The organism is Bradyrhizobium sp. BRP19, assembly GCF_020194195.1.
In the GTDB taxonomy this organism is placed as follows: domain Bacteria; phylum Pseudomonadota; class Alphaproteobacteria; order Rhizobiales; family Xanthobacteraceae; genus Bradyrhizobium; species Bradyrhizobium yuanmingense.
In genome coordinates, this window is record NZ_JADYVZ010000002.1 from 370,343 (window position 1) to 384,293 (window position 13,951).

Genomic DNA, 13,951 nt, shown 5'->3' on the forward strand with positions numbered 1-13,951 from the left:
ATCGCGGCTCAGTCGGTGATGTGCAGTAGAGCATCGACATCAGGCGAACGGACGATAGTGCCGTCGCGTACAAATGCTTCGTGATTGGTCTCAATGGTGTTGTGGTCATAAAGATAGTTGACCATGATCCCGAAGGATTCTTGAATCGCACGCAGAGCGGTATTGCCGAGCCAATTGATGCGCTCGAGCCGTGCGCCGTTGCCGAGGTGAAAACGCGCCACGGGGTCGATGCGTATCGAGGGCTTCCGTGTCAGATAGCTAGCGCAGAGCCGCAGCAAGGGCACGCGCAGCTTCTCGCTCTGCGCCGGGTCATTCCACCAGCTATCGCTCTCCAGTTGCGATAACAGCGCCGCATCGAGATCACTTGCATTTGCAAGCCGATTAGCGAGCCATTGCCGAAATCCCGGTACCGGAGATAGGGTGGAAAAACGCTTCAGCTGCGGAAACTCCGACTGCAGCTCTTCAACGACCTGCTTGATCAGGAAATTGCCGAACGCCACGCCGCGCAGGCCGTCCTGACAATTGGAGATCGAGTAGAAGATCGCGGTGTCGGCGCGCGCGGCGCGTTGCTGCGCGATGGCTTCACCGTCGTCCTGCGACAACAACGGCTGCACGGCCGTGGCCAGTCCTTCCACCAAAGCAACCTCGACGAAAATCAGTGGCTCGCCTGGAAGTGCGGGATGAAAGAAGCCAAAGCAGCGCCGATCGGGTGCAAGGCGCCGGCGCAGGTCGTCCCAGCCCTTGATTTCGTGCACGGCTTCGTAGGCGATCAGCTTTTCCAGCACCGCGGCCGGTGTCTGCCAGTCGATGCGCCGCAACTCGATGAAGCCGCGGTTGAACCATGAGGCGAACAAATGCTTGAGATCCGCGTCGAGCAACTTCAGTTCGGGGTCAGTGCGCATGTATGAAGCAATTTCGCTGCGAATCGCGATCAGAGCGCTGATCCCGCCGGGTGCCATGTTGATTCGCCGCAGCAGTTCCTGGCGCGGCGGCTCGGCAGCACGCGCGAGTGCGGCCGCGGCTTCTGCGGTGCTTTCGGCGAGGTAGCGCTGCGCCGCCGCGCGCAAAGCCGGACCGTGAGGATGGAATTCCGTGGCGAGATAGCGCTGAAAGCAGCGGCGATCGTTGTCGTCGAGTGCACCAAGCATCTCGCGCAATTGCCGCGCGACCAGCGCTCCTGAGGCCTGGCTGCGCTCGGAGAGCAGCGATGCTGCGAGCTGCTTCGCGCGATCGAGCGGCGGCATTGTCGTGCTGGATGGATCGTTGAAAGTTTGGCGGATTGCGGACATGACTATTCCTCCTCAAGCTTGGGCGGTGACGGCGCGGCGGAACTTGGCCGGTGGCGCGTAGAGTCCGCTCGAGGCGGCCACGAGGTCATCGATCGTCTTGGCGGCGAGCTGATCGCGCGTCGCCGTGCCGACGTCGATGCCAAGGTCTGCCGGAAACATCACGATGCCGCGACGGCGGAGGCTCTCGGTTGTGTCAGGCGATTGGCGCTTGCCAAATTCGGTGTCGCCGGCGATCGCGCGCAATGCCGCCTCGCGATCTTGCGGTGATCGGCAGCGCAACAGGTTCGCCACGGCCTTCTCGGTGATGACATGGCTCACGTCGTCGCCATAGATCATCACCGGCGGCAATGCGAAGCCGGCGGAGGCGGCCAGATCGAACGCGTCCAGACGCTCGACAAAACTGGGCGTGCCGTTTGGCTGATGGGTCTGCACCATCTGCACCACAAGCTTGCGCCCGCGTAAGGGATCGCCTGCTTCCTGACCGGCGCGAAGCCAGGTGGGGCTGTCGTGGCGACGACCGCGTGCATCCGCGCCCATGTTCGGCGCACCGCCGAAGCCTGCGATCCGGTCTTTTGTGGCCGTCGAACTGTTGCCTCGCGCGTCGATTTGCAGCGTGGCGCCAACAAACATGTCGCAGGCATATTGTCCGGCGACCTGCGCCAGTGCCCGGTTCGACCGCAGGCTGCCGTCGGCGCCGATCGGGAATATATCGGCGTGCTTTGCGACGTAGCGCTCCATACCGAGCTCGGAGCCGAAGCAATAGACGCCGTCGACGAAGCCGGCTTCGATCGCCGGGATCAGGGTCGGGTGCGGGTTGAGCACGAATTGGCTCGCGATCTTGCCCTTCAGGCCCCGCCGGGCGGCAAATGTCGGGAGGATCAGCTCGATCGCCGCGGTGGCGTAACCGATGCCGTGGTTGAGCCGCCGGACCTCAAATGGCTCATAGACCGCAGCAATCGCCATCATCGCCATCAGCACGTTCTCGTCCCTTACTTTGGCGGGGTCGCGCGTGAACAGAGGCTCGATCGCGTAAGGCTTTGGGCTCGGTATGACGAAATCGACCCAGTCGCCGGGGACGTCTACTCGCGGCAACCGGTCAACGATCTCGTTGACTTGCGCCACGACTATGCCGCCGCGAAAGGCCGCGGCTTCGGCGATGGTCGGCGTGTCTTCGGTGTTGGGACCGGTGTAGAGATTGCCGTTGCGGTCGGCCTTGTCGGCGACGATCAGCGCCACGTGCGGCGTCAGGTCCACCAACATCCGAGCATAGAGCTCGAGATAGGTATGGATTGCGCCGATCTTCACCGTGCCGATGCCGACCAGTTCGGCGAGCTTGCGGCTCTGCGGACCTGCGAAGGCAAAATCGAGCCGATTGGCGACACCGCGCTCGAACACGGCGAGATGATCGGGCAGCGCCAGCACCGACTGCACCATGTGCAGATCGTGAATCTGCGCCGGATCCACGCTCGTCAGGGCGGCGGCAAGAAAATCGGCCTGCTTCTGATTGTCGCCCTCGATGGCAACGCGGTCGCCCGGCTCGATGATCGCTTCGAGCAACTCGGTCGCGCGCTCGGCAGGGCAGAGCTTTTCAGAGCAGATCGTGGCGGCCCGAGCTAGCCTCGCGAAGCGATCCGCTCCCGGTCGTGATGTGGCGTGCATGATGAACCTCCTTCGCTCGACGCTGTCTTCGATGCAGAAGTTAGGTGACCAGTATTGATTATAGAAACGATATTTTGTAATATGATTGATCATGAATTTGGATCAATCGGCATGCTGGAATTCGAGCTTTTGCGTTCCTTTGTTGCCGTCGCGGATTGCGGCGGCTTCCACCGCGCCGCCGAACGGCTCAATCTGACGCAGTCGACCATCAGCCAGCAGGTCAAGCGATTGGAGCTTGAAACCAAACGTCCGCTGTTCCGGCGCACGACCCGCAGCGTCGCGCTGACCGACGATGGAGAGATGCTGCTGGGTGACGCCCGTCGTCTGTTGCAACTCGAGGAGGCGGCCCGCCATCGTCTGTCAGCGCCGCGTTTGTCAGGAGCCGTGCGTCTTGGAGTGATCGAGGAAGTCGCCGGCGGCTCGCTGCCATCGGCGCTGGGACGCTTCGCCATGTTGCACGCGAGCGTGAAGCTCGAGGTGCAGATCGGCGTTAGTGCGGAATTGATCGAGCAGTTGAACAAGGGACGACTCGACGTCGTGTTCGCTAAGCGTCCGCTCGGTACGTCGCGTGGGCGCCTGGTCTGGCGCGAACCCATGGTCTGGGCCGCCGCCGACGCGTTTGATCTGGTTCCGGGCGCGGTGCTGCCGCTGGCGCTCTATCGCGAGCGGTCAGTATCGCGTGAGGCAGCGCTCGCCGCGCTAAATGACAGCGAACTGACGTGGGAGATCATCTATACCAGCCCCAGCCTGACAGGTGTGCGCGCGGCGGCGCTCGCTGGTCTCGCCATCACGCCGCTTCCCGCGAGCGCGGTCATTGCAGGTTTGCGCATTCTGGGATCGCAAGAGGGGCTGCCGCGCCTTCCTGACCTTGAGTTCGCAATCTATGAGAAAGCCCGGCCCGAAAAGGCCGCGGCGGCGCTGGCCGCAGCGCTTCTGGCACTTGGGCAATCGCCAGCGCGCCCGACGATTTAGCGCCATATGTTCCGTTGCGGGTCCAAACCCCAGGGTACAGATTGGTTCATCTCGCAATGATGAGGATCCGTCAGGCGGTATTGAGCGCATCGGTCTCATGACGGCTCTGGGTCACAAGCAGTGATGCTCTGGCAGATCAGAATATCTCCGCTCGTCCCTCAGGAGCGAACATTGCCTTTATGAGTACACCCCCTAGCCCGTATGAGTACACGCGCTAGCCCGTGAGTTGCCGAGGGCGCTGCAGTCACCCAATCTGTGAGGTCGTGGGCACTGGCGCAGGATGTGAGTTCCAACTGTCCTTTTGAGACGCCGTAGCTCGCGCGGATCCGCCGGAGGTGTTCGGACACCGCGCCATGCAACGCGTAAGGCCGTTTTGGTCTTGATCCGGCGGTCTCAAGTAAAAATCAAGCGCATCTCAAGGACAAATCGTCTCGTCAGCCCAGTCTCTGAGCATGCTCACGAGGACAAATGTCGGAGCCGGTGGCGCGACAGTCCGCTTGCGGAGCGCAGCAGTCATTAGATGCACGGCTCGGACCTTGGTCTGCGGCCGGAACTGCCGGCCCAGTTTCGACAGGTGCTCGCATGAAAAGAAGAGAGTTCATCTTGTTGATCGGTGGAGGACTGGCCTGGCCTGCGATCGCACGGGCGCAGGGCGGAGCCAAGCTGCATCGAATCTTCTGGGTCTCGACTGAGTCCGAACCGGATCCCTTCCTGGACGGCTTTCGCGATGGAATGCGCGCCCTGGGATATGTCGAAGGCAAGACCGTAACCTTCGAGACGCATTATGCCCCTGGAAATCCGCAGGCACTGCGCAAGATCGTCTCCGAGTTGCAGCGAGGGGATGTCGACCTTGTGGTCTCGAGCGGTCCGGCGACACGCGGCATGACTGCAATCACCGACATCCCAGTGCTGTTTGCATTGAGCGGCGACCCCGTCGCTTTGGGTGTGGTGAAGAGCCTTGCTCACCCCGGCACCAATTTCACCGGCAGCACATTCCTGTCGCTCGAGCTGGCAGGAAAGCGCGTTGAGCTGCTCAAGGACATTTATCCAAAGCTGCGAAAGCTGGCGGTCTTCTCGAATACGGATCATCCGGGAGAGCCGCTGGAATGGCGTGCGACGTTGGAGTCGTGCCGAAACCTTGGGATAGAGGCAGCCTACGTTCCGTTCTGCGGCGCGCGCGAAATCGAGAATGGGTTGATGGCTGCCGGCAAGGTGGACGCGGATGCTCTCCTCGTGTTTCCCGATGCTGTGACGCTGGTGCATCGTGCGAAGATTGCGGAGCTTGCAATCGCGCACCGGCTGCCTTCGATGTTTGGCTGGTCTGAATATTGTGACGCTGGAGGTCTCTTGAGTTACGGCGCAAACCAGCGCACGACCTATTTTCGGCTTGCCACTTATGCCGATCGCATCCTGCGCGGTGAATATCCGTCAGATCTTCCGGTAATGCGTCCCGAGAAGTTTGAACTGGCAATCAATATGAAGACAGCCAGGCTTCTGGGTATCAAGCTGGATGTGTCGTCGATCCTGTTTCGCGCCAGCAAGGTGATCTCCTGAGAGTAGCTATGAAGGACGGTGCTGCGCAGCCCTCTTCGTGTACGATGCCTCCGCGTCGCTCGCTGTTCTGCAAGTACTTCGCGACGTTGTTTGTCGCTGCGGTCGTGCCTCTGATACTCGGCGCGGCCGTCGAGGCTTCTTTCGGTTACCGAGACCAGCGTCGCCAGATCAGCGCGGTGCTGCAGGCCGATGCTCGCGCGGCGTCCGACAGGATCGAGGCGTTCACCGATGGCATGCGAGATCAGCTGGGTTGGATGGTGCAGCTTCCCTGGTCTGCCGGAGACGATGCGCAACATAAGATCGATGCCTTGCGTCTCCTCCAGCAGGTGCCTGCAATCGCTTCGGTTTCGCTTCTGGATGAGACCGGCACCGAACGGGTCTTTGTTTCCAGGCTGCTTCTGAACAGGACCGGGCGCGGCATCGATATGTCTGCGGATCCCGCTGTTCTGGGCGCACGCGGCAACAAAGTCTGGTACGGACCGGTTCAGTACCAGCAAGATTCAGAGCCCTATATGAGGATCGCGGTTGCCGGGAGCCTGCCGGCCGCAGGGGTTGCGATCGCCGAGGTCAATCTGAAGCTGATCTGGGATGTCATCGCAGCCATTAGAATCGGCGAGACCGGCTACGCCATTGTCGTCGATGATTCCGGTCATCTGATCGCACATCCCGATATCAGCCGGGTTCTGCGCGGCCGCGCCAGCTCCGGCAGTTTTGGCCGGATCAAGCATCTCGTTGGCGCGGCGAGCGGAGCGGCGGTGATAACCGGGGAGCGAGGCAACCCGGTGGTGGCGCTATCCGTTCAGGCCGCCGATGTGGGATGGACGGTGATCGCGATGCAGCCAACCGCGGAAGCCTTTGCATCAATTCGGGCGGCCTTGTGGCGCTCGTCAATTCTCATTGCCTTTGGTGTTCTTGTCGCGCTGGCGCTCGCCTATTGGCGCGCGCACAGAATGTCCGGTCCGATCAAGCAACTGGAAGAGGGCGTGGAGCGGATCAGAACCGGACAATTCGAGCATCGCATCAAAATCTTCAGCGGTGACGAGTTGCAGCAGCTGGCGTTGCGTTTCAATGAAATGGCTTCTGAACTGGCGATCTCGCAGCAGAAATCTGCGCGGATCGAACGGCTGAAGCAGTTCCTGCCATCACAGGTCGCCGAATTGGTCGAACATTCTCACGAACTGCTCGAAGGGCAGCGCCGTGAAGTGGCTGTCATTTTTGGCGACTTGCGCGGCTTCACGGCGTTCTCCACTCGCAATGAACCCGATGTCATCATGGCCGTCATGCGAGAGTACTACGAGGCCGTCGGCGCCGTGACGACTCGTCACGAGGCAACGCTCATCGGCTTTGATGGCGACGGAGTCATGCTGCTGGTCAATGCCCCGATCGCATGCGAACAGCCGGCAACTCAAGCGGTCCGCCTCGCGATCGACCTGCAAATGACGGTTCAGTCCCTTGCCGGCAAATGGTGTGACGCCGGCCACGCGATCGGCTTTGGTGTGGGCGTTGCCATGGGACCGGCAACGGTAGGAACGGTCGGTTACAACGGCCGGCTGGATTACACGGCGATGGGAGCCGTGGTGAATTTGGCGTCGCGGCTCTGTAATCTCGCAAAGGACGCGCAGATCCTGGCTGATCCCACGATCGCTGAAAGGGTAAGGGATAGCGTCCCGATGGCATCGCTCGGACAGCGGACCATCAAAGGCTACGACCAGGCTCTCGAGGTCTTTGCCGTCGCACCTGCTGACCTTCCGTCGAAACTGCCGGGCTTGGCACAACGGAGGCGAGAGAAAGAGGCTCAGGACCACTGATAACCCGGCGTCCGGACGGCTACCCCCGTGTCGCCAGCACCACCGCGGCGAGCGTAAACACCAGCCCCGCGATCTGCCCTGCCCCGAGCGGCTCGCCAAGCGCGACCGCCGAGGCCACGACGCCGATCACCGGCACCGCCATGGTGCCGATCGCGGCGACCGAGGCCGGCAGGCGCGCCAGTGCTGCGAACCAGCTGACATAGGCGATGCAGAACTGCCCGACGACCGAATAGACCAGCAGCCACCAGCCGAGCGGCGTCACATGCGACAAATGCGTCGTCTCGATCAGGAGGCCGACGATCGAGATCGGCAGGCAGCCGATCCCGATCTGCCAGGCTGCCGCCGCGAGCGGCGGCAGGTGAATCGGGTACTTCTTTGAGAGCACGGTGCCGAGGGCAAAGCCGAACGCACCGACCAGCACCATGATGATGCCCGGCAGCTTTTCCGTGCTGGCGGCAAGGCCGTTGCCCCCCATGATCGAGGCAAGCCCTGCGAAAGCCAGCACCAGCCCAAGCGTGCGCAAGACCGTCGGCCGCTCGCCCAGGACCGGCCAGGCGAGGATCGAGGCCCAGACCGGCATCGTATAGGCGATCAGCGCCGCCTCGCTCGCCGGCAGCCAGAGCAGTGCCAGCCCCATCAGCACCATCCAGCAGGTGACGTTGAGCGCGGCCGAGGTGAGCAGGCGCGGCCAGATCGCGCCCTCCACGTACAGGCTTTGCCGCCGGATCACCGCAAGCAGCGCCAGCAGCAGCGCGCCGAGCACACCGGTGACCCCGCGCAGTGTCAGAGGCGGCAGCTCGGCAAGTAGGAATTTCGTCACCGGCCAGTTGAAGCCCCAGCCGATCGAGGTGATCGCAAGGAACATCAGGCCGGCCGGGGCGATGCGCGGCCGCACGCCCGGCGTCGTCGAATCAAGCATGTCGGCTAGCCCGGCAAATCGAGCGGTCACCTTGGCCCGGATTCGCGGGTCCCACCACCGCTTTGGCGGGCATGCCTGCCCTCACCGTCCGTAGGGCTACGTGAGTCCTGCTGACGCAATCCCATTGCTCAAAAATATACCTGCCTGTGAACAGCGGGATGAAGGCCCCGCGTCATCACGGCATGCAAATTTTTTCAGTTGGGAATCCCTGAGGACTCACTGATACTTGGGTCCACGACAGGCGCGGCGAAGACCCCTGTTATCCCCCGCAATCCACCATATTTAGTATTTGATTCAGGAACTCGCACTAGTTCTTGACGGGCGCAGCGGAGAGTCCTAGCTTTCGGTCCGTTCGGCGCGAGTGAGTTTGCGTCCCGCCGGCACTCCCCCAAAGGGTCTCGCAAATTTCAGCTCCGCCAGCCGGCCAAAGGCTGCGGATGAGGGCTTGTCTGCCCTCGGAATGAGAGGCTCTTCGGGGCGCCAGAACGGGCCGGCAACAGGCTCGGATGGCATCGATGACGAAGTGACGTTGTGGGGCGTTGAACGCATGTCGCGCACATCCCCTTGGGGGCGGATGGGTGTGGACATGCCGGCGGGATGATCGATGCGACGCATCGAGCTCGCGCCGGGAAAAAACAGGGCCGGATCCACCGGCTGAACTGCGGTGCTCCAAGGCCGAACGGCCGAAGGCGCCGCGAATGCAATGACGACCCGGCACGCCCACAACGAGGGGCGGGACCGGTCAAAGAAAAGGACGGGGCAAGACCATGCGGATTGAGCGGCGCCACACCACTGCGGGACAGTCACCTTATGCGGGAATCGAATTCCGCCTGACCACGTCGGAGATTCGCAATCCCGACGGCTCGGTCGTGTTCAAGCTTGATAACGTCGAGGTGCCGAGCGAGTGGTCGCAGGTCGCCTCCGACGTGCTGGCCCAGAAATATTTCCGCAAAGCCGGCGTTGCCGCGCGCCTGAAGAAGGTCGAGGAGGAATCCGTCCCGTCCTTCCTGTGGCGCTCCGTGCCCGACACCGACGCGCTCAATGCGCTGCCCGAGAAGGAGCGCTATGTCAGCGAGCTCTCGGCCAAGCAGGTGTTCGACCGCCTCGCCGGTTGCTGGACCTATTGGGGCTGGAAGGGCGGCTATTTTACCAGCGACGACGACGCCCAGGCCTTCTACGACGAGCTCCGCTACATGCTCGCCATGCAGATGGTCGCGCCGAACTCGCCGCAATGGTTCAACACCGGCCTGCACTGGGCCTATGGCATCGACGGCCCCGGCCAGGGCCATTATTACGTCGACCCCTTCACGGGCAAGCTGACCAAGTCCAAGTCGGCCTACGAGCATCCGCAGCCGCATGCCTGCTTCATCCAGGGCGTCGGCGACGACCTCGTCAACGAGGGCGGCATCATGGACCTCTGGGTCCGCGAAGCCCGCCTGTTCAAATACGGCTCCGGCACCGGCTCCAACTTCTCGCGCCTGCGCGGCGAAGGCGAAAAGCTCTCCGGCGGCGGCCGCTCCTCCGGGCTGATGAGCTTCCTCAAGATCGGCGACCGCGCTGCGGGCGCAATCAAGAGCGGCGGCACCACGCGCCGCGCCGCCAAGATGGTCGTCGTCGACGTCGATCACCCCGACATCGAGACCTATATCGACTGGAAGGTGAAGGAGGAGCAGAAGGTCGCCGCCCTCGTCACGGGCTCCAAGATCAACCAGAAGCACCTCAAGGCCGTGCTGAAGGCCTGCGTCAACTGCGAAGGCTCGGGCGACGATTGCTTCGACCCCGAGAAGAACCCTGCCCTGCGCCGCGAGATCAAGCTCGCGCGCCGCAGCCTGGTGCCCGACAATTACATCAAGCGCGTCATTCAGTTTGCCAAGCAAGGCTACAAGGACATCCAGTTCGACACCTACGACACCGACTGGGATAGCGAAGCCTACCTCACCGTTTCGGGCCAGAACTCCAACAACTCGGTCTCGCTGAAGGACGACTTCCTGCGCGCGGTCGAGACCGACGGCGACTGGAATCTCAACGCCCGCACCTCGAAGAAGGTGACGAAGACTCTGAAGGCGCGCGACCTCTGGGAGAAGATCGGCTACGCCGCCTGGGCCTCGGCCGATCCCGGCCTGCACTTCAACACCACGATGAACGACTGGCACACCTGCAAGGCGTCCGGCGACATCCGCGCGTCCAATCCGTGCTCGGAATACATGTTCCTGGACGACACGGCGTGCAATCTCGCCTCGGCGAACCTGCTGACGTTCTACAACACCGACACCAAGCGCTTCGACGTCGAGGGCTATGAGCATCTCTGCCGGCTCTGGACCGTCGTGCTCGAAATCTCCGTGATGATGGCGCAGTTCCCGTCGAAGGCGATCGCCGAGCTCTCCTACGAGTTCCGCACGCTCGGCCTCGGCTACGCCAATATCGGCGGCCTGCTGATGACCATGGGCCTGCCCTATGACAGCAAGGAAGGCCGCGCGCTCTGCGGTGCCCTCACTGCAGTCATGACCGGCATCACCTACAAGACCTCCGCCGAGATCGCGGCCGAGCTCGGCACCTTCCCCGGCTACAAGAAGAACGCCGCGCATATGCTGCGCGTGATCCGCAACCACCGCCGCGCGGCGCATGGCCAGTCCAACGGCTATGAGGCGCTCAGCGTCAACCCGGTGCCGCTCGACCTCGTCTCCTGCCCGCAAGCCGACCTCGTCAGCCATGCCCAGGCAGCCTGGGATGCGGCGCTCGAGCTCGGCGAGAAGCACGGCTATCGCAACGCCCAGACCACGGTGATCGCGCCGACCGGCACGATCGGCCTGGTGATGGACTGCGATACGACGGGCATCGAGCCCGACTTCGCGCTGGTCAAGTTCAAGAAGCTCGCCGGCGGCGGCTACTTCAAGATCATCAACCGCGCCGTGCCGGCCGCGCTGCGCGCGCTCGGCTATCGCGAGAGCGAGATCGCGGAGATCGAGGCCTACGCCGTCGGCCACGGCTCGCTGGCGAATGCCCCCGGCATCAACGTCACCACGCTGAAGGCCAAGGGCTTTACGGACGAAGCCATCGCCAAGGTCGAGAAGGCCCTGCCGACCGCCTTCGACATCAAGTTCGCCTTCAACAAGTGGACCTTTGGCGAAGACTTCATCCGCGACCAGCTCGGCATCGGCGCGGAGGCGATCGCAGCCCCCGGCTTCGACCTGCTCCAGGCCGTCGGCTTCACCAAGCGCGAGATCGAGGCCGCCAACGTCCACATCTGCGGCGCGATGACGGTGGAAGGTGCCCCGCACCTCAAGGCCGAGCACTATCCGGTGTTCGACTGCGCCAACCCCTGCGGCAAGATCGGCAAGCGTTATCTCTCGGTCGAGAGCCACATCCGCATGATGGCGGCGGCGCAGCCTTTCATCTCGGGCGCGATCTCCAAGACAATCAACATGCCGAACGACGCCACGGTGGAGGACTGCAAGTCCGCCTACATGCTGTCGTGGAAGCTCGCCTTGAAGGCCAACGCGCTCTATCGCGACGGCTCCAAACTCTCACAGCCGCTCAACTCGCAGCTCATCAGCGACGATGAGGACGAGGACGATGCGGTCGAGCTGCTGCACGAAAAACCCATGGCGGCGCGCGCCACGCATGTGGCCGAAAAGGTCGTCGAGAAGCTGGTCGAGCGCATCGTCGTGATGCGCGAGCGCGAGAAGATGCCCGATCGCCGCAAGGGCTACACCCAGAAGGCGGTCGTCGGCGGCCATAAAGTGTATCTGCGCACCGGCGAGTACGATGACGGTCGTCTCGGTGAGATCTTCATCGACATGCACAAGGAAGGCGCGGCGCTCCGCTCCTTCATCAACAACTTCGCCATCGCGGTGTCGCTCGGCCTGCAATACGGCGTGCCGCTCGACGAATATGTCGACGCCTTCACCTTCACCCGCTTCGAGCCGGCGGGCCCCGTGCAGGGCAACGACAGCATCAAGTACGCGACCTCGATCCTCGACTACGTCTTCCGCGAGCTCGCGGTGAGCTATCTCTCGCGCTTCGACCTCGCCCATGTCGATCCCAACGAGACGGGCTTTGACGCGCTCGGCAAGGGCGTCGAGGAAGGCAAGGAGCCGGACGAGGACGGCGGCCAGCACGCGACCAAGCTGGTCTCGCGCGGCCTCACCCGCTCGCGCACGGACAACCTCGTCGTGATGCGCGGCGGCTCGGCCGCGGTCAGCCAAGGCAACGACAGCGCGCCCTCAGGCGGCAGCCGGGTCACGGCGCTGGCCGCCCACGGCGCTAGCGCCCGCGTCGGCGACGCCATCGAAGGCGCCGTCGCCCTGAAGCAGGAAGCCCAGCACGATCTGTCTCCGACGGAGAAGCTGGAAGCGCTGCAATGGAGCAAGGCCGGCAGCGGCGCGACCGCGGCTCCGACCAGGGCCGAGCGTCGCGCGGAGGCGAAGGCCAAGGGCTACGAGGGCGAGATGTGCTCGGAGTGCGGCAACTTCACGCTGGTGCGGAATGGGACGTGCATGAAGTGCGATACTTGCGGAAGCACGACGGGGTGTTCGTAAGACGATAGCTAACGCCGATCGACAGTAGAACCCGCACGTGCTCAGGTATCTGCAAGGGGCGGCCGCGAGGCCGCCCTTCTTTCATTCACATATTGCAACTTATGGTTTTTTGAACATAACTAGGTAGTATTAGATTAAAAAAGGGCGGCGAATGCAGTCCGACTATTTCAATCACGTTCATCTTCTGATTCGGGGGAGTGATGACCAGATTTGACGGGATCGAGCTTCCTAACATCGTCCAGCGTCGCTTCGACGTGCGGATGACGGAATCTAAAACAAAACTAGACGTGCTGACCACACGGCTAGCAAAGGCTCGTCACCTGAAAGCCTTCGAACACCTAACGATCTACGCGGCGGGTTCTTACGGTCGATTAGAAGCTAGCAAATACTCAGATATCGATTTGTTTTTTGTGCTTGCGAAGCCTCGCAGCTATTTCGATGAAATAAGAGTTCCTGAAATTCGGCTGCTCTCGGAGATAGTTGAAATCGGCTACGACATGGATTTTCCTAAATTCTCAAACGATGGACACTTTCTAAAGCTGTTGTTTCTCGACGATATACTCGAAAATCTCGGAAGTCCTGCTGACGATTATCACAACCATTTCACTGCGCGAATGCTGCTTCTCCTAGAGAGCAAACCAATTTACGGCGTGAACATTTACAACAGGCTCTTGCGAGAAACGACGAATAGCTATTTACCCCGTCACGAGCAGAAGAAGCTAGAGCACGATCGTATTCTCGAAGAATTACTGTTGCTGGCACGGCAACAAAGTCGTGTTCTGTCGAATCCGGCCGGCCTTATCGGTGAGGAAATACTGGCTTTATTACTCAGGCTGACCCATGAGCCGGAGGGGGCTGCAATACGCTTAGTGCACAAGGAGCGAGATCTCGTCCTTGCGTTGTGCGGGCGCTGGGGACGACTGCAGTACGAGTTGAACGGCTATATCAGCGTGCTTGATCCGAAAGAGCGGCCGCGTGCTCGCGAGATGATCGAACGCTTCTCCTCCTATGTGAAGGAGCTTCAGTCCATACTTGTCGGAACTGCTACGACGCAATCCATCCAACAGGCATTTGGCTCTAGCTCTCAAACCAGCTCGTAGTAGCAATCGTGGCCCGTCGAGTTACGGCGACGGTGCACGAAATTGGTTTGTCATCGCCAAATCAGCCAATTCCGCTCACTTTTGGATGCGCTCCGTATCGAGTGCACTACCC

At 61.9% G+C, this 13,951-nt stretch carries 8 protein-coding genes; 5 read left to right on the forward strand and 3 right to left on the reverse strand.

Annotated features, from left to right (window positions below):
* Positions 1 to 8 precede the first annotated feature (8 nt).
* Together I6F36_RS07485 and mdcA are read right to left on the reverse strand one after the other, a co-directional pair.
* Complete coding sequence (locus I6F36_RS07485) at positions 9 to 1,289, reverse strand: malonyl-CoA decarboxylase family protein (RefSeq protein ID WP_225171228.1); 1,281 nt, start codon at positions 1,287 to 1,289, stop codon at positions 9 to 11.
* 12 nt (positions 1,290 to 1,301) lie between these two features.
* Complete coding sequence (mdcA, locus tag I6F36_RS07490) at positions 1,302 to 2,948, reverse strand: malonate decarboxylase subunit alpha (RefSeq protein ID WP_225171229.1); 1,647 nt, start codon at positions 2,946 to 2,948, stop codon at positions 1,302 to 1,304.
* Positions 2,949 to 3,059: 111 nt separating this feature from the next.
* Here mdcA and I6F36_RS07495 point away from each other — a divergent pair, with 111 nt between their 5' ends.
* The 3 genes from I6F36_RS07495 (at position 3,060) to I6F36_RS07505 (ending at position 7,282) form a co-directional block, all read left to right on the forward strand.
* Positions 3,060 to 3,920 (forward strand): LysR substrate-binding domain-containing protein, encoded by an 861-nt coding sequence (locus tag I6F36_RS07495; RefSeq protein ID WP_225171230.1) that lies wholly within the window; start codon positions 3,060 to 3,062, stop codon positions 3,918 to 3,920.
* Between the two features lie 582 nt (positions 3,921 to 4,502).
* Complete coding sequence (locus I6F36_RS07500) at positions 4,503 to 5,474, forward strand: ABC transporter substrate-binding protein (RefSeq protein ID WP_225135955.1); 972 nt, start codon at positions 4,503 to 4,505, stop codon at positions 5,472 to 5,474.
* A gap of 8 nt (positions 5,475 to 5,482) precedes the next feature.
* Positions 5,483 to 7,282, forward strand: a complete 1,800-nt coding sequence (locus I6F36_RS07505) for an adenylate/guanylate cyclase domain-containing protein (protein WP_225171231.1) — start codon at positions 5,483 to 5,485, stop codon at positions 7,280 to 7,282.
* Positions 7,283 to 7,301: 19 nt separating this feature from the next.
* Here the strand turns inward: I6F36_RS07505 and I6F36_RS07510 are convergent, their stop codons facing one another.
* Positions 7,302 to 8,201, reverse strand: a complete 900-nt coding sequence (locus I6F36_RS07510; RefSeq protein ID WP_057029046.1) for a DMT family transporter — start codon at positions 8,199 to 8,201, stop codon at positions 7,302 to 7,304.
* 767 nt (positions 8,202 to 8,968) lie between these two features.
* On the opposite strand from I6F36_RS07510, the gene I6F36_RS07515 reads away from it, so the two are divergent.
* Both I6F36_RS07515 and I6F36_RS07520 read left to right on the forward strand, forming a co-directional pair.
* Entirely contained in the window at positions 8,969 to 12,739 is a 3,771-nt protein-coding gene (locus I6F36_RS07515; RefSeq protein ID WP_225171232.1) for a vitamin B12-dependent ribonucleotide reductase, read from the forward strand.
* 200 nt (positions 12,740 to 12,939) lie between these two features.
* Positions 12,940 to 13,839 carry a nucleotidyltransferase domain-containing protein gene (locus I6F36_RS07520; RefSeq protein WP_225171233.1) on the forward strand — a complete coding sequence of 300 codons (900 nt, stop codon included), beginning with the start codon at positions 12,940 to 12,942 and terminating at the stop codon, positions 13,837 to 13,839.
* The last annotated feature ends 112 nt before the right edge of the window (positions 13,840 to 13,951 follow it).

Excerpts from the sequence above, each read along its gene's own strand:
- I6F36_RS07485 (WP_225171228.1), bottom strand. The coding sequence starts at position 1,289 with ATGTCCGCAATCCGCCAAACTTTCAACGATCCATCCAGCACGACAATG.
- mdcA (WP_225171229.1), bottom strand. The coding sequence starts at position 2,948 with ATGCACGCCACATCACGACCGGGAGCGGATCGCTTCGCGAGGCTAGCT.
- I6F36_RS07495 (WP_225171230.1), top strand. The coding sequence starts at position 3,060 with ATGCTGGAATTCGAGCTTTTGCGTTCCTTTGTTGCCGTCGCGGATTGC.
- I6F36_RS07500 (WP_225135955.1), top strand. The coding sequence starts at position 4,503 with ATGAAAAGAAGAGAGTTCATCTTGTTGATCGGTGGAGGACTGGCCTGG.
- I6F36_RS07505 (WP_225171231.1), top strand. The coding sequence starts at position 5,483 with ATGAAGGACGGTGCTGCGCAGCCCTCTTCGTGTACGATGCCTCCGCGT.
- I6F36_RS07510 (WP_057029046.1), bottom strand. The coding sequence starts at position 8,201 with ATGCTTGATTCGACGACGCCGGGCGTGCGGCCGCGCATCGCCCCGGCC.
- I6F36_RS07515 (WP_225171232.1), top strand. The coding sequence starts at position 8,969 with ATGCGGATTGAGCGGCGCCACACCACTGCGGGACAGTCACCTTATGCG.
- I6F36_RS07520 (WP_225171233.1), top strand. The coding sequence starts at position 12,940 with ATGACCAGATTTGACGGGATCGAGCTTCCTAACATCGTCCAGCGTCGC.